Source organism: Sphingomonas faeni (assembly GCF_024273235.1).
GTDB lineage: Bacteria > Pseudomonadota > Alphaproteobacteria > Sphingomonadales > Sphingomonadaceae > Sphingomonas > Sphingomonas faeni_A.
This window is the reverse complement of the sequence record NZ_JANBVH010000015.1, coordinates 1-14528: the sequence shown is the minus strand read 5'-3', so window position 1 is coordinate 14528 and position 14528 is coordinate 1. Positions and strand designations below refer to the sequence as shown.

Sequence of the window (14528 nt, the reverse complement as noted above, 5' to 3'; positions counted from 1 at the left end):
TTTCGTTTCGAAAACGTGATGCTGCAACCGCGGTCGCGCGGACGGCGTTATAGGGCCCACGCATGATCAAGGTCGCCAGCTACAATATCCACAAGGGCATCGGGCTCGACCGTCGGCGCAACCCCGAGCGCGTGGTCGAGGTTCTGCGCGAGATCGACGCGGACGTGATCGCGCTGCAGGAGGCAGACCGGCGGTTCGGCGCGAAGGCGTGCGTCTTGCCGCATCATCTGCTGGAGGAACATAGCGACTGGAAGCCGGTCGATTTCGGCCTCCGCGCGCTCAGCATGGGGTGGCACGGCAACGTTATTCTCGTCCGCAAGTCGGCGCGGGTGGTCGCCAGCGAACCGTTGCACCTGCCGGCGCTGGAGCCGCGCGGGGCGGTGATGGCGGACGTGCAACTCGCCGGCGGGACGATCCGCGTGCTCGGCATGCATCTCGATCTGTCGGGTTTGTGGCGGCGCAAGCAGGCGGCGGCGATCATGAACCATGTTGATACCTGCGCGCATCGCCATCCGACGGTGATGATGGGCGACCTCAACGAATGGAGCGCGGGTGCCGGATGCCTGCGCGATTTCGGGCGCGACTATGCGTTTGCCGAAACGGGCGCGAGTTTCCATTCGCGGCGGGCGGTCGCGCGGCTCGACCGGATCATGGTCTCGCGTGACCTCACCGTCGTCGATTGCGGCGTGCATGCGAGCCCCGCGGCGCGGAAGGCATCGGATCACCTGCCGATATGGGCTATACTGCAACCCAAGGCCCTGGCTCTGTAATCGATACCCGGACGAGGATGTGGAATGCGCGAGAAGGAACTGCGGCTGGCGCTCGTCTGCTATGGCGGGATCAGCCTGGCGGTCTACATGCACGGGATCACCAAGGAGATCTGGCGTCTGGTCTGCGCGAGCCGCGCATTCCATGACGGCGAGGCGCCGAAGGGCGGCAGCCAGGGCGTGTACCACGCCCTGCTCCAGGAGATCGAAGACCACGCCGCGATCCGGGTGCGTGTGCTGGCCGACATCATCGCCGGCGCCAGTGCGGGCGGGATCAACGGCATCTTCCTCGCGCAGGCGATCGCAACCGGCCAGAGCCTCGATCCGCTGACCGACCTGTGGATGACGTCGGCGGATGTCGAGGCGCTGATCGATACCGAGGCGGCGCCGAAATCGCGCTTTTCGAAGGCCTGGGCGATGCCGCTCGCGTGGATGGCGGCGGGGCGGAGCACGGACAAGGTCGAGGCGCTCGACGAGCCGACCCGCGAAGAGGTGCGCACCAAGCTGTCGCATTTCATCCGCTCGCGCTGGTTCGAGCCACCGTTCGGGGGCAAGACCTTCACCAACCTGCTGCTCGATGCGTTCGATGCGATGGGTGCGAGCGAGCGCGGGCCGCGGCTGTTGCCGCCCGGCCAGCCGCTCGACCTGTTCGTGACGGTGACCGATTTCTCCGGGCATCCCGAGCGGTTGCAGCTCAACTCGCCCGCCGAGGTGGTCGAGACCGAGCACCGGCTGGTGGTCGACTTCACCGATCATGGCGGCGCGACCGAGACCCTCGCGCCGCGCGCGGAACTGGCGTTCGCGGCGCGCGCGACGTCGAGCTTTCCCGGCGCGTTTCCGCCGTTCACGGTCGCCGAACTGGACGGCGTACTGGAGCAGCGCAAGATCGCGTGGCCGGGCCGCAGCGGCTTCCTCGCGCGCGTGCTGCCCCGTCATACCGCGGCCAACGCGGCGGAAAGCGCGGTGCTGATCGACGGCTCGGTGCTTGCCAATGCGCCGTTCCGCCCGGCGCTCGACGCGCTGAAGGAACGCCCGGCACGACGCCAGATCGACCGGCGGTTCATCTACATAGACCCCTCGCCCGGCATCAAGCTGCGGCTCAATCGCGGTGAAGGCACGCCCGGGTTCTTCCAGACGATCATCGGCGCGATCAGCGACATTCCGCGCCAGCAACCGATCCGCGACAATCTGGAGGCGATCGCCGCGCGCTCGGCGCGGATCGACCGGATGCGCGGGATCGTCACCGCGATCCGGCCGGAGGTGGAGGCCGACGTCGAATCGCTGTTCGGTCACACGCTGTTCCTCGATCGCCCGACCGCGCCGCGGCTGATCGCGTGGCGGCGGCGGGCGCAGAAGGCCGCGGCGGCGAGTTCGGGCTATGGGTTCGTCGCCTACGGGCATCTGAAGCGGAGCGCGGTGATCGAGACGATCGCGAGCCTGTTGTACGATGCGGGGCGGCATCACAGCCCGCGGCGGCTGGTGCAGATCCGCGCCGCGATCGTCGCGCGGGTCGCGGCGACGGGCGCGGACCAGCTCGGGGCGAGCTTCGCAAACGGTGCCAGCCCCGCGTCGATCGCGTTCCTCCGAACCTTCGACATCGGCTTTCGCATCCGTCGGCTGCGCCTGATGGCGCGGCGCCTGTCGGAGGTGGAGACCGCCGCCGACGAGCCCGAGCTCGCCCCGATGCGCGACGCGATCTATGAATCGCTGTCGCCGTATCTGGATCGGCTGCGCGGCGATATGCATGCCGGGATGCACGATGCGGTGCGCGCGATGAAGGGCGATGCGACCGCGGTGCTGGAGACGCTGGGGCGGACGTTCGATCTGGAGCGGCTCGATGCGGAAACCGACCAGCGGCTGGCGGAGGCGTTCGCCGCGCTTGCCAAGCCTGCGCGGCGGACGCTGTTGCTCGCCTATCTGGGCTTTCCGTATTTCGATACCGCGACGCTGCCGCTGTTGCAGGGCGAGGGGCTCGACGAGTTCGACCCGATCAAGGTGGACCGGATCGCCCCCGACGATGCGACCGCGATCCGCTCCGGCGGCGCGGAGGCGACGTTGAAGGGGATCCAGTTCGGCACGTTCGGCGCGTTCTTCAGCCGTGCCTACCGCGAGAACGACTATCTCTGGGGGCGGCTGCACGGGTCGGAGCGGATGATCGACATCACCGTCTCGACGTTGCCGCAGACCGTGCGGATGAAGCCGGGCCGGGTCGCGGCGATCAAGCGGGCGGCGTTCCTCGCGATCCTCGACGAGGAGGAGCCACGGCTGACCGCGATCCTGCCGCTGATCGCGCAGTTGCGGACGGAAATCGGCTAAAGCTGGCCAAACGGCGGATGTGGCGGTAGCTCTGCGTTTCCAACCGCGTTTCGGCGCGATTGGGGCACAAAAGAGGGTCGCCGCATGCAGTTCCTGAAAATCCTGTTCTGGTGCCTGCTGGCGTTCGTCGCCGCAGTGTTCACCATAAGCAACTGGAACGCCGTCCAGATCCAGCTCTGGGGCGGCCTCATCGCCGACGTGAACCTCCCCCTGTTGCTGTTCGTCACCTTCCTAATCGGGTTCGTGCCGACGATGCTGTATAACCACGCGATCCGGTGGCGGCTGCGGCAACGGCTGTCGACGTGCGAGCGCGAATTGCTGGAACTGCGGACGCCAAGGCCGGAGCCGGTGGCGTTCGTGCCGGTCGAAACGCCGGTTGCGACGCCGATGACAGCGCCCGTCACACCCACCGCCGTACCGCCGGGTGACGTGCGATGAGCAACCGGATCTACGTCGCGCTCGACACGCCCGACTTGGCGCGCGCGAAGGCGATCGCCGCGCGCGTCCGCCATCATGTCGGCGGGATCAAGCTGGGGCTCGAATTCTTCTCGGCGCACGGCCAGCCCGGCGTGCATGCGATGGCGGAATTCGGCCTGCCGATCTTCCTCGACCTGAAGCTGCACGACATTCCGAACACGGTGGCGAAGGCGGTGCAGGCGCTCGGCGCGCTCGAACCGGCGATCCTCACGGTGCATGCCAGTGGCGGGCGGGCGATGCTGGAGGATGCGAAGGCCGCGGCACCGATCGGGACCAAAGTGATCGCAGTGACGATGCTCACCAGCCTCGACGCGGCCGATCTCGCGGCGACCGGCGTTATCGGCAACGCGCACGACCAGGTCGCGCGGCTGACCGAGTTGGCGCGCGAGGCTGGGATCGACGGCATCGTCTGCTCGGGCGCCGAGGTCGCCGCGGCGAAGGCGATATGGCCGAAGGGGTTCTTCGTGGTGCCCGGCGTCCGCCTGCCCGACGGCGCGATCGGCGACCAGAAGCGCGTGGTGACGCCGCGCCAGGCCATGGATGCAGGCGCTTCGATCCTGGTGGTCGGACGCCCGATCACGCAGGCCGAAGACCCCGACACCGCCGCCCGCGCGATCGGCGCGACGCTGTAACAGCCGATGAAATCGTTACGATCCTCCCCCGCCAGGGGGAGGTGGCAGGCATAGCCTGACGGAGAGGGAGGTAAGGGCAAACCTCTGTTCCGTGTCCGCCCCCTCCGTCGCCTTCGACGCCACCTCCCCCTGGCGGGGGAGGATGATCAATCTTCCGTGATCCGTTTTAGGAACGATGATGACCACCGCCAAGATCTGCGGCCTGTCCACGCCCGCGACGCTCGACGCCGCGATCCGGCACGGTGCGAGCCATGTCGGGTTCGTGTTCTTCCCCGCGTCGCCGCGGCACGTGACGTTCGCGAAAGCCGCCGAACTCGCCGCACGCGTGCCGGGCCATGTCGCGAAGGTCGGCGTGTTCGTCGATCCCGAGGACGAGATGCTCGAGCAGGCGGTCGCATCGGCCGCTCTCGACGTGCTGCAACTCCACAAGGTGACCCCCGCGCGGGCCGCCGCGATCCGCGCGAAGTTCGGGATCGAGACCTGGGTCGCGGTCGCGGTGCGCACGCGGGGTGATCTTGAGGCTGCGCATGGCTTTGCCGGAGTTGCGGACCGGATCCTGTACGATGCCAAGACCCCGGACTCGGCGGCGTTGCCGGGCGGGATGGGCTTGCGGTTCGACTGGGACCTGCTCGACGGGTTCAGGCATCCGCTGCCGTGGGCGTTGTCGGGTGGACTCGATCCGGTGAACGTGGCGGAGGCGATCCGGCGGACCGGGGCGGAACTGGTCGACGTGTCCTCAGGCGTGGAAAGCGGCCCCGGCACGAAGGACCAAACTAAGATCGCGGCGTTCCTACGCGCTGTCGCCACACGCTAGCACCTCCCCGGCGAAGGCCGGGGTCCAGGTGGGAACGGCCATTTGGCACGAGCCAAACTCCGTTACCGAGACCTTTCCAACTGGGCCCCGGCCTCCGCCGGGGTGGTGCCTGATAAAACGGGAGGGGTGACAGCGATTTACGAAGTGCTAAACGCCCAGTCATGAACGCTCCAACCCTCGCCCCCAACTCCTACCGCGCCCAGCCCGACGAGCGCGGCCATTTCGGCGATTTCGGCGGACGCTATGTCGCCGAGACGCTGATGCCGCTCGTCCTCGAACTCGACGAGGCCTACCGCGCCGCCAAGGCGGACCCCGCGTTCAAGGCGCAGTTCGACGACCTGCTCGAACATTATGTCGGCCGCCCGAGCCCGCTCTACTACGCCGAACGCCTGACCGAGGCGCTGCGCGAATCCGCTGAGCCGGGCATGGGTGCGCAAATCTGGTTCAAGCGCGACGAGCTCAACCACACCGGCGCGCACAAGATCAACAACTGCATCGGCCAAATCCTGCTCGCCATGCGCATGGGCAAGACGCGGATCATCGCCGAGACGGGTGCAGGCCAGCACGGCGTCGCGACCGCCACGGTCTGCGCGCGCTTCGGCCTCCCCTGCGTCATCTACATGGGCGCCAAGGACGTCGAGCGGCAGGCGCCCAACGTCTTCCGGATGAAGCTGCTCGGCGCCGAAGTCCGCCCCGTGACCAGCGGCGCGCATACGCTGAAGGACGCGATGAACGAGGGCATGCGCGACTGGGTCGCCAACGTCCACGACACCTTCTACATCATCGGCACCGCCGCCGGCCCGCACCCCTATCCGGAGATGGTCCGCGATTTCCAGAGCGTGATCGGCACCGAGGCGCGCGCGCAGATGCTGTCGCGCGTCGGTCGCCTGCCCGACATGCTGGTCGCCGCGATCGGTGGCGGATCGAACGCGATCGGGCTGTTCCATCCGTTCCTCGACGATGCCGACGTGCAGATGCTCGGCATCGAGGCGGCGGGCCACGGGTTGGACAAGGAACATGCCGCCAGCCTCGCCGGCGGGTTCCCCGGCGTGCTCCACGGCAACAAGACGTATCTGTTGCAGGACGAGGACGGCCAGATCACCGAGGCGCACTCGATCTCGGCGGGGCTCGACTATCCCGGCATCGGTCCCGAGCACGCATGGCTGCGCGATATCGGCCGTGTCCAATATGACAGCGCGACCGACCAAGAGGCGCTCGACGCGTTCCAGTTGCTGTGCCGCACCGAGGGCATCATCCCCGCGCTGGAGCCATCGCATGCCATTGCGACGGTGACCAAGAAGGCGCGCGAGATGCGGCAGGACCAGATCATCCTGGCGAACCTGTGCGGCCGCGGCGACAAGGACATCTTCACCGTGGCGGAAGCGCTGGGAGTGGCGATATGATCGCGATCGAGGCGCAGTCCCCCTCCTCCACCCGTCACCCCAGCGAAAGCTGGGGTATCCATGGGGCATGTGCCGTGGTCGCCAACCGGGATACCCCAGCTTTCGCTGGGGTGACGGGTGTTGGTGTGGCTCGGGAGATGGGTCGAGCGACGGGCGTTGGTTTGGAGGGGGGCAAGTGAGCCGCCTCGCCGCCACCTTCGCGCGCACCGCCGCCGCCGGCCGCGCCGCGCTCGTCGCATTCGTCACCGCAGGTGATCCAACCACCGAGGCCACCGGCCCGATCCTCGACGCACTGGTCGCGGGCGGCGCGGACGCGATCGAGCTGGGCATGCCGTTCACCGATCCGATGGCCGACGGCCCCGCGATCCAGGCCGCCAACATCCGCAGCCTCGCGCAGGGGACGCGCACCGCGGACATACTCGCCACCGCCACCGCGTTCCGCGCGCGCCACCCCGACGTGCCGCTGGTCCTGATGGGCTACGGCAACCCGATGCTCCGCCGCGGCGCGGACTGGTTCGCCGACGCCGCCGCGAAGGCCGGAGTCGACGGCGTGATCTGCGTCGACGTGCCCCCCGAGGAAGACGATTCGCTCGGACCGCAGTTGCGCGCCGCCGGAATCGACCTGATCCGCCTCGCGACGCCCACCACCGACGCCGCCCGCCTGCCGACCGTGCTCGATGGCGCGAGCGGGTTCCTCTATTACGTCTCGGTCGCCGGCATCACCGGGCTCCAGCAGGCGCAGCAATCCTCGATCGAGGACGCCGTCGCACGCCTGAAATCCCAGACCGACATCCCGATCGCGGTCGGTTTCGGCATTCGCACGCCCGAGCAGGCCGCCAACGTCGCGCGCGTCGCCGATGGCGTCGTCGTCGGCTCGGCGATCGTCGAACTCGTCGCACAGCACGGCGCCGCTGCGGCTGAGCCGGTCCGCGCCTATATCAAATCTCTCGCCGACGCCGTCGCGTCCGCACGGAAGGTCCCCGCATGAGCTGGCTCAACAGCGTCCGCAACGTCCTGCCCTTCGTCGCGAAGCGCGAGACGCCCGAGAATCTCTGGCACAAGTGCAAGGGTTGCGGGCAGATGGTCTTCACCAAGGAGTTGGAGGACAATCTCTACGTCTGCCCGAAATGCGATCACCACGACCGCATCGGCCCGAAGATCCGCTTTGCGCAACTGTTCGACGAAGGCAGCTGCAGCGAGCTTCCCGCACCGAAGGTGCCCGAGGATCCGCTCAAGTTCCGCGACCAGAAGCGCTACACCGATCGCCTGAAGGCGGCACGAACCGACAATAGCGAGCAGGACGCGCTGATCAACGCGCGCGGGAGCATCGACGGCCACCGGGTCGTGGTCGGCGTGCAGGACTTCGGCTTCATGGGCGGCTCAATGGGCCTCGCGGTCGGCGAAGCGTTCGTGCGCGGCGTCGAGGCAGCGATCGAGGACCGCGTGCCCTACGTGATCTTCACCGCATCGGGCGGCGCGCGCATGCAGGAAGGTATCCTCAGCCTGATGCAGATGCCGCGCAGCACGGTCGCGATCCAGATGCTGCACGATGCCGGGCTGCCATATATCGTCGTGCTGACCGATCCGACCTCGGGCGGCGTGATGGCGGCATACGCGATGCTCGGCGACGTGCAGATCGCCGAGCCCAAGGCGACGCTCGCCTTCACCGGCCGCCGCGTGATCGAGAGCACCATTCGCGAAAAGCTGCCCGAGGATTTCCAGACGAGCGAATATTATCTCGAGCATGGGATGATCGACATGGTGGTCCACCGGAAGGACCTGCGCGAGCAGCTCGGCACCGTGATCGGGTATCTCAGCGCCCGCGAAGCCGCGTAAACCTGATCCTCCCCCGCAAGGGGGAGGTGGCGCCGAAGGCGACGGAGGGGGCGGACACGAAACCTACGTCGTCGCTTACCTCCCCCTCCGTCTGGCAAGAGCCAGCCACCTCCCCCTGGCGAGGGAGGATCGTGAGGAGCTAGAATGCCCGACCACGCCGTTTCCTCGTCCCCCGCCGTCCAGGCCCAGCTCGACCGACTCACCGCGCTGTCGCCGGGTGCGGACATCCTCGGCCTCGAGCGCATCACCGCGCTCCTCAGCCGCCTCGGCGACCCCCACCTCGATCTCCCCCCGGTGTTCCACGTCGCCGGCACAAACGGCAAGGGCTCGACCTGCGCCTTCCTCCGCGCCGCGATCGAAGCCGCCGGGCACAGCGTCCACGTCTACTCATCCCCGCACCTCGTCCGCTTCAACGAACGCATCCGCCTCGCTGGCAAACTGATCGAGGACGACCTGCTCGCCGCGCTGCTGGAGGAGGTTCTCGACCAAGCCGCAGACCTGCAAGCCAGCTTCTTCGAAGTCACCACCGCCGTCGCCTTCCTCGCCTTCGCGCGCACGCCCGCCGCCGCGACGATCGTCGAGGTCGGCCTCGGCGGGCGGCTCGATGCAACCAACGTCATCCCGAACCCGGTCGTCACCGGCATCGCCGCGCTCGGCATCGATCACCAGTCGTTCCTCGGCGACACGCTGCTGGAGATCGCCGGCGAGAAGGCGGGCATCGCCAAGCCCGGCATACCCCTCGTCACGATGGACTACCCCAAGGCCTTGCGCGCGAAGATCGCCGCGATCGCCGATGCGGCGGGGGCGTCGGTCGTCGCGCGCGGCACGGCGTGGACCAGCGAGACCGCGCGGACGACGATGCGCTACGAGGATGCCGGCTTTTCGGTCGTCACCAATCGCCCTCGACTGGTCGGCGCGCACCAGTCGCGCAATCTCGCGCTGGCGATCGCGATGCTGCGGCATCAAGGCGTGGTGCACATCCCGGAAGCCGCGATGCGCGCCGCCGCCGACTGGGCGCACTGGCCGGCGCGCATGCAGCGCCTGTCCGACGGTCCCCTGCTCGCGCGCCTGCCGCACGGCTGCGAACTATGGCTCGACGGGGCGCATAACCCGAACGCCGCGCAACCGGTCGCGCGGGCGCTACGGACGCTGGCGAAGGGTCGTCCGGTCACGCTGATCCTCGGAATGCTCGCCAACAAGGATGCGGAGGCGGTGATCCGCATCCTGTCGCCGTCGGTCGGGCATGTCGTTGCCATCCCGGTGCCGGGCCACGCGCATCACGCTCCCGAGGCACTAGCAGCGCTTGCACGAAGCTTCGGGAAGACGGCCGAAACGTCGTCGACCCCCGCCGACGCGCTCGACCTGATCGGGATGCGGAGCGCCCTGCCCAACCTCGTCCTGATCGCCGGTTCGCTCTACCTCGCCGGTGAAGTGCTCGCGGCAAACGACCAGCCGCCGGACTGAGTTCTTATTGCTATTGACTATCAATAACGGACGCGCGACTTTGTGGACACCACCACGGAGTCGCGTGAATGACCGATACCCGCCCCAGTTCGACGCCCAGTTCGACGCCCAAGTCGGCGCCCAGGTCGACGGCCGCCTCGGCTAACCTGCTCGCCAGTGCGACGACGTTGCTGCCGCATCCGCTACCGCCTTGTGAGAATGCGCGAATCGCCTTGTTCGCGATGCGTCGGATGGGGGCCCACGGCCTTGCCGATGCCCGTGCCTCGCACACGATGTTCACCGCGTTCGGGCAGAGCTTCCGCCGCCCGCTAGTGCTGTTGCGTGCGCTGATGGCCGACCTCGCCGGCACGTCGGCGGGGACGATCGCGATCGCGCCGTGCTGCTGCGCGCGGATGACGCCGGCGGAGTCGGCGATGCTGTCGATCCTCGCGCGCGTCGAGATTGCACCGGAGAGCGCGCGCTACCTGATGGCCGACCTGCTCGGCGTCCGCCGCGTCGATGGCGTCCTCGCCAGCGCCGCGGCGGTGGCAGCCGCGTTTGCCGACGAGGGGCGACCGGTCACGATGTAGAGGTAGGTCTCACGATCCTCCCCCGCCAGGGGGAGGTGGCAGGCGCTTGCCTGACGAAGGGGGAGGCAAACGCAAACGCCGGTTGCGTGGTCCTCCCCTCCGTCGCTTCGCGCCACCTCCCCCTGGCGGGGGAGGACTAGGAAGACAAAGCGACTCAGCTCTATGGAGCAGTACCGTCGCGGGCGTCGCCCTCTCCCTCGACGCCCGCGCTGCCGATCGAGCGATCGATCATGCCCGACCGGCTCATCCACCAGAACAGCAGGACGCCAGGCAACGCAACCAGTGTCGTCATCCAGTAGAAGTCGACATAGCCGAACCGCTCGACCAGCCCGCCCGCCGTGGTCGCCGTTAACAATCGTCCGACGACGCTCGATGCCGCGGAGATCAGCGCATATTGCGCGGCGGTAAAGCGCAGGTCGCACAGGGCGGAGAAATACGCGATCACAGTCACGCCGCCGATCCCGCTGGCGATATTCTCGAACCCGATCGCTGCAGCAAGCCCTTCGTTGCTGTGTCCAGCGCTCGCGAGCAATGCGAAGCTCGCATTCGACACGGCCATCAGCACCAGGCTGAGCAGAACCGCGCGCTTCAGCCCAAGCCGTGCATACAGCGCGCCGCCGACGAAGATCCCGACCAGATACGCCCAGAAGCCGACACCGACGTCATACAGGGCGATCTCGTCGTTGCTGAACCCCAGATCATTGAGCATCAACCGGAGCACGATCTGGCCCAGCGTGTCACCGATCTTGTGAATCAGGATGAAGAGCAGGATCACGATCGCGCCCTGACGCTGGAAGAATTCGACGAACGGTCCAACGATCGACGCAATCACCTCCGCGGTCGCGCGCTTGGCGGTCGGCTCGCGGTGGCGGTCGGGTTCACCCATCAGCAATCCGGTGAGCATCGCCGGCAGTGCGAACACCGCGCAGGCAAGGTACGCGCCGCTCCACCCGATCCGTGCCGCCAGCACCAACGCCAGCGACGCCGCCGCCACGTTGCCGATCCGCCAACCATATTGGGTCATGCCTGAGCCAACACCCAGTTGGTAGGGCTTCAGCTGCTCGATCCGGTAGGCGTCGATCACGATGTCGAACGTCGCCCCCGCGATCCCGACCAGAATGGCAGCGACAATCGTTCCCGACAGGTTCGTGCCAGGGCTGACGAACGCCAGATTGACGATCGCCGCGATCGTCAACAGCCCCGCGAACACCAGCCACGACACACGCTGCCCCAGGCATCCGAGAACCGGCAGCCGCACGCCGTCGATCATCCATGCCCATAAGGGCTTCAGATTGTAGACGAGGAACCCGAGCGTGAAGGCGGTAATGGTCTTTTTGTCGAGACCATCCTGCGCCAGCCGGCTGGTCAGCGTCGCGCCGATCATCGCATAGGGAAATCCCGAGGACACACCGAGGAAGAACGCCGCCAGCGGCGCCTTTTCCAGATATGGGCGAACACCGTCGCTCCAGCGCTTGCCTTCGGTTCCGTCCATCGCACTTACGCTCCCACTCGCTTGCGCGGACCCTAACGGGAAATCGCCGATGCGCTACCCGTCAGGCGATGGAAGGCGGCAAACGTCAGGCTTTTGCTTCGAACAGCGTGAACCCGGACGGCACGCGCCTCGGCTTTTTGCCGCCCATCATCGCCTCGATCGCCTCGATCGCAGCAATCAGATCGCGCGGTGCGTAGGGCTTGGCCATGCAGCCGGCGGCAAGCGTGGTCGCCTCGACCGGGCAGCTTCCGGTCACGAACATCACCGGCACGCCGCCAGCCTGCGCCGCGCGGGCGACGTCGACGCCCGATCCGTCGGCGAGGTTCACGTCGACCAGGACCAGATCGACCACCGTATCGCTCGACAGGATCAGCAGCGCTTCGGCGACCCGGTCGATCGTCGCGACGATCGTGAAATCCGCCTCGGCCAGGAAATATTCGGTATCGAACGCCACCAACGGCTCGTCCTCGACCACGAGGAGCCGGACAATCTGCCGCTTCTTCTTTCCGAACAACATCGCCGCAAGGCCCCCGGACGCTAACGAAAGGTCGTTACGCTCGCGTGTCTTAACGCGCCGCAGCACGAACGGTCGCAAATATTTCGCGCTTCGAGGCGATCCATAGTATCAGCCGCGCCATGACGACTTCAAAAGACGATAACCCGACTGCCAGCCCGTCGCCCGACGCGCCTGCAACCCCTGCCACAGCCCCTGCCGCACCGATCAAGGGCGACCGTATCGCCAAGCTGCTCGCCCGCGCCGGGATCGCCTCGCGCCGCGATATCGAGCGGATGATCGCCGAGGGACGCGTGGCGCTCAACGGCTCGACGCTCGACACGCCGGCGACGATCCTGCGCAATCTGAACGGGGTGACGGTCGATGGCGATCCGGTCGAAGCGCCCAGCGCGGCGCGGCTGTTCCTGTATCACAAGCCGACCGGGCTGCTCGTCACCGAGCGCGATCCCGCGGGCCGCACGACGATCTACGATCGCCTGCCGCAGGATCTGCCGCGGCTGGTGCCGGTCGGTCGCCTCGATCTCAACACCGAGGGGCTGTTGCTGATGACCACCGATGGTGGCCTCAAGCGCCAGCTCGAACTGCCCGCGACCGGCGTCGAGCGTGCCTATCGTGCACGCGCCTACGGCAACATAACGCAGCCGCAACTCGAGGAACTGATCGAAGGCATCGAGATCGAGGGCGTGCGCTATGGCTCGATCAACGCCAATATCGAGCGTCGAACGGGCGCGAACGTGTGGATCGAGATGATCCTGACCGAGGGCAAGAACCGCGAAGTCCGCCGCGTGCTGGAGCATCTCGGACTGCAGGTCTCGCGGCTGATCCGGACGCGCTACGGCCCGTTCGTGCTCGGCGACCTGCCGCCGGGGCAGATCGGCGAGGTCCTCCAGCACGACGTCGTCGCGTTCCAGAAGGAGCTCGCGAAGGGCCGGCCCGAGGGTCCGGGTGCGCGCGCGAATATCGGGATCAGCGCGAGCGCCGGTGCGGGTGCGGGGATCGGTGCGCGGTCGAGCCAGCGGGGCAGCAATGCGCCACGGCCCGTCGCAACGACACGGCCTGCGCCGGGTGCGCGACCTGCCGCTGGCGGTGCGCGGACGCCCGTCCGGAGCCCGTACACGGCGCCGGCAAGCTCGGGGTTCTCGAGCGGCACGGTGCCAACCGATCGTCCGTCGCGGCCTGCACGGCCGGAGCGGATTCGTCCGACTGCGGCGATGCAGCGCGGCGACGTCAACGATCCCTGGGCGCGGCCGGATGCCCGCAATGCCGCTCGGCCGACGGGGACGCATCACGCCCGCCCGACGAGTGGCGAAACGTCCAAGCCCTATGTGCGTCAGGAACGCGCGGATCGCGGCGAGGAACTGAGCACGAGCCCCAAGATCAAGCATTTCCGCGCGGCCAAGCCGCCGCGCGAGCGGGCTGCGCCGTCGCGGGTCGGTGCCGGAGGTACGGTGGCGCCGCGTCGCGCCGATACGCCGCAGCGTCAGGAGCCGCAGCGCGGTTTTCGTCCTCAGGCGGATGACTCGCGCGGCCGCAGTTCGCTCGACAAGCGTGCCGCGCGCAGTGCGTCCGGGCGTCCGGGTGCCGAACCGCGGCCGGTGCGCGATGCGCCGGCACGGCCCGAGCGGGGGACACGTCCGACTGCGCCCGGCAAGGGTCCGTCGGGGGGGCGCGGTCATCCGCCCCGTGCACCACGTGGAGGGAAGCGCTGATGCGGATCATCGCAGGGCAGTTTCGCGGCCGTCAGATCGCCGCGCCCAAGGGTGACACCACCCGCCCGACCGCCGACCGGATGCGCGAGACCTTGTTCTCGATGCTGACGAGCCGAGTCGGGAGTTTCGAGGGTCTGGCGGTTGCCGATCTGTTCGCAGGCTCGGGCGCGCTCGGGATCGAGGCGCTTTCGCGCGGCGCGGCGACGTGCATGTTCGTCGAATCGGACAAGCTGGCGGTCGATGCGCTGAAGGCCAATCTCGCCAAGCTGGAAATCCGCGGTGACGTCCGCGCAACGTCGGTGATGGCGCTCGGGCCGGCACCCGCGCCGCTCGACGTGATCCTGATGGATCCGCCCTACGCCACCGGTGCCGGACTGGTCGCGCTCGACAAGCTGTCGCGACTGGGTTGGGTCGGGCCGGCGACGTGGATCAGCCTGGAGACGGCGAAGGCGGAGGTCGTCGAACTGGCCGGCTTCGAGGTCGACGCCACGCGCGTGCACGGCAAGGCGCGACTTACGTTGCTCCGCCCTATCTA

Annotated in this window: 14 protein-coding genes; 12 read left to right on the top strand and 2 right to left on the bottom strand. The window is 68.0% G+C overall.

Annotated features, from left to right (window positions below):
- The first annotated feature begins 62 nt into the window (after positions 1-62).
- The 10 genes from NLI89_RS09855 to NLI89_RS09810 all read left to right on the top strand — a co-directional run bounded on the left by NLI89_RS09855 (position 63) and on the right by NLI89_RS09810 (position 10278).
- The gene (locus tag NLI89_RS09855) at positions 63-770 is read left to right on the top strand and encodes an endonuclease/exonuclease/phosphatase family protein (protein ID WP_254686897.1); all 708 of its coding nucleotides are present in this window, start codon (positions 63-65) and stop codon (positions 768-770) included.
- A 24-nt stretch (positions 771-794) separates the two neighbouring features.
- Entirely contained in the window at positions 795-3083 is a 2289-nt protein-coding gene (locus NLI89_RS09850; protein ID WP_254686896.1) for a patatin-like protein, read from the top strand.
- Positions 3084-3167: 84 nt separating this feature from the next.
- Positions 3168-3521 (top strand): LapA family protein, encoded by a 354-nt coding sequence (locus NLI89_RS09845; protein ID WP_254686895.1) that lies wholly within the window; start codon positions 3168-3170, stop codon positions 3519-3521.
- The gene (gene pyrF / locus NLI89_RS09840; RefSeq protein WP_254686894.1) at positions 3518-4192 is read left to right on the top strand and encodes an orotidine-5'-phosphate decarboxylase; all 675 of its coding nucleotides are present in this window, start codon (positions 3518-3520) and stop codon (positions 4190-4192) included. Before NLI89_RS09845 ends, pyrF begins: the two co-directional genes overlap by 4 nt.
- 175 nt (positions 4193-4367) lie before the next feature.
- Complete coding sequence (locus NLI89_RS09835; protein ID WP_254686893.1) at positions 4368-5006, top strand: phosphoribosylanthranilate isomerase; 639 nt, start codon at positions 4368-4370, stop codon at positions 5004-5006.
- Between the two features lie 161 nt (positions 5007-5167).
- The gene (trpB, locus tag NLI89_RS09830) at positions 5168-6409 is read left to right on the top strand and encodes a tryptophan synthase subunit beta (RefSeq protein ID WP_254686892.1); all 1242 of its coding nucleotides are present in this window, start codon (positions 5168-5170) and stop codon (positions 6407-6409) included.
- Positions 6410-6584: 175 nt separating this feature from the next.
- A complete protein-coding gene (gene trpA / locus NLI89_RS09825; protein ID WP_254686891.1) occupies positions 6585-7397 on the top strand; it encodes a tryptophan synthase subunit alpha in 813 nt (270 codons plus the stop codon).
- Positions 7394-8245, top strand: a complete 852-nt coding sequence (accD, locus tag NLI89_RS09820; RefSeq protein WP_254686890.1) for an acetyl-CoA carboxylase, carboxyltransferase subunit beta — start codon at positions 7394-7396, stop codon at positions 8243-8245. The genes trpA and accD overlap by 4 nt, the downstream gene beginning before the upstream one ends.
- A 144-nt stretch (positions 8246-8389) precedes the next feature.
- Positions 8390-9709: a bifunctional folylpolyglutamate synthase/dihydrofolate synthase gene (locus tag NLI89_RS09815; RefSeq protein WP_254686889.1), complete on the top strand. Its 1320-nt coding sequence runs from the start codon at positions 8390-8392 to the stop codon at positions 9707-9709.
- Between the two features lie 68 nt (positions 9710-9777).
- Positions 9778-10278: a DUF6628 family protein gene (locus NLI89_RS09810; protein WP_254686888.1), complete on the top strand. Its 501-nt coding sequence runs from the start codon at positions 9778-9780 to the stop codon at positions 10276-10278.
- A 160-nt stretch (positions 10279-10438) separates the two neighbouring features.
- Here NLI89_RS09810 and NLI89_RS09805 read toward each other — a convergent pair whose 3' ends face one another.
- Positions 10439-11770, bottom strand: coding sequence for an AmpG family muropeptide MFS transporter (locus NLI89_RS09805; RefSeq protein WP_254686887.1), 1332 nt, complete (start codon positions 11768-11770; stop codon positions 10439-10441).
- An 85-nt stretch (positions 11771-11855) separates the two neighbouring features.
- A complete protein-coding gene (locus NLI89_RS09800) occupies positions 11856-12287 on the bottom strand; it encodes a response regulator (protein WP_254686886.1) in 432 nt (143 codons plus the stop codon).
- A 119-nt stretch (positions 12288-12406) separates the two neighbouring features.
- Here NLI89_RS09800 and NLI89_RS09795 point away from each other — a divergent pair, with 119 nt between their 5' ends.
- On the top strand, positions 12407-13993 hold the full coding sequence (locus NLI89_RS09795; RefSeq protein ID WP_254686885.1) for a pseudouridine synthase: 1587 nt from the start codon (positions 12407-12409) through the stop codon (positions 13991-13993).
- Positions 13993-14528, top strand: a 536-nt coding sequence (rsmD, locus tag NLI89_RS09790) for a 16S rRNA (guanine(966)-N(2))-methyltransferase RsmD (protein WP_254686884.1), incomplete at its 3' end; no start/stop codon positions are given. The genes NLI89_RS09795 and rsmD, both read left to right, overlap by 1 nt.

What these genes read in the sequence shown, in the direction of transcription:
- NLI89_RS09855 (WP_254686897.1), top strand. Translation starts at nt 63, where the DNA reads ATGATCAAGGTCGCCAGCTACAATATCCACAAGGGCATCGGGCTCGAC.
- NLI89_RS09850 (WP_254686896.1), top strand. Translation starts at nt 795, where the DNA reads ATGCGCGAGAAGGAACTGCGGCTGGCGCTCGTCTGCTATGGCGGGATC.
- NLI89_RS09845 (WP_254686895.1), top strand. Translation starts at nt 3,168, where the DNA reads ATGCAGTTCCTGAAAATCCTGTTCTGGTGCCTGCTGGCGTTCGTCGCC.
- pyrF (WP_254686894.1), top strand. Translation starts at nt 3,518, where the DNA reads ATGAGCAACCGGATCTACGTCGCGCTCGACACGCCCGACTTGGCGCGC.
- NLI89_RS09835 (WP_254686893.1), top strand. Translation starts at nt 4,368, where the DNA reads ATGATGACCACCGCCAAGATCTGCGGCCTGTCCACGCCCGCGACGCTC.
- trpB (WP_254686892.1), top strand. Translation starts at nt 5,168, where the DNA reads ATGAACGCTCCAACCCTCGCCCCCAACTCCTACCGCGCCCAGCCCGAC.
- accD (WP_254686890.1), top strand. Translation starts at nt 7,394, where the DNA reads ATGAGCTGGCTCAACAGCGTCCGCAACGTCCTGCCCTTCGTCGCGAAG.
- NLI89_RS09815 (WP_254686889.1), top strand. Translation starts at nt 8,390, where the DNA reads ATGCCCGACCACGCCGTTTCCTCGTCCCCCGCCGTCCAGGCCCAGCTC.
- NLI89_RS09810 (WP_254686888.1), top strand. Translation starts at nt 9,778, where the DNA reads ATGACCGATACCCGCCCCAGTTCGACGCCCAGTTCGACGCCCAAGTCG.
- NLI89_RS09805 (WP_254686887.1), bottom strand. Translation starts at nt 11,770, where the DNA reads ATGGACGGAACCGAAGGCAAGCGCTGGAGCGACGGTGTTCGCCCATAT.
- NLI89_RS09800 (WP_254686886.1), bottom strand. Translation starts at nt 12,287, where the DNA reads ATGTTGTTCGGAAAGAAGAAGCGGCAGATTGTCCGGCTCCTCGTGGTC.
- NLI89_RS09795 (WP_254686885.1), top strand. Translation starts at nt 12,407, where the DNA reads ATGACGACTTCAAAAGACGATAACCCGACTGCCAGCCCGTCGCCCGAC.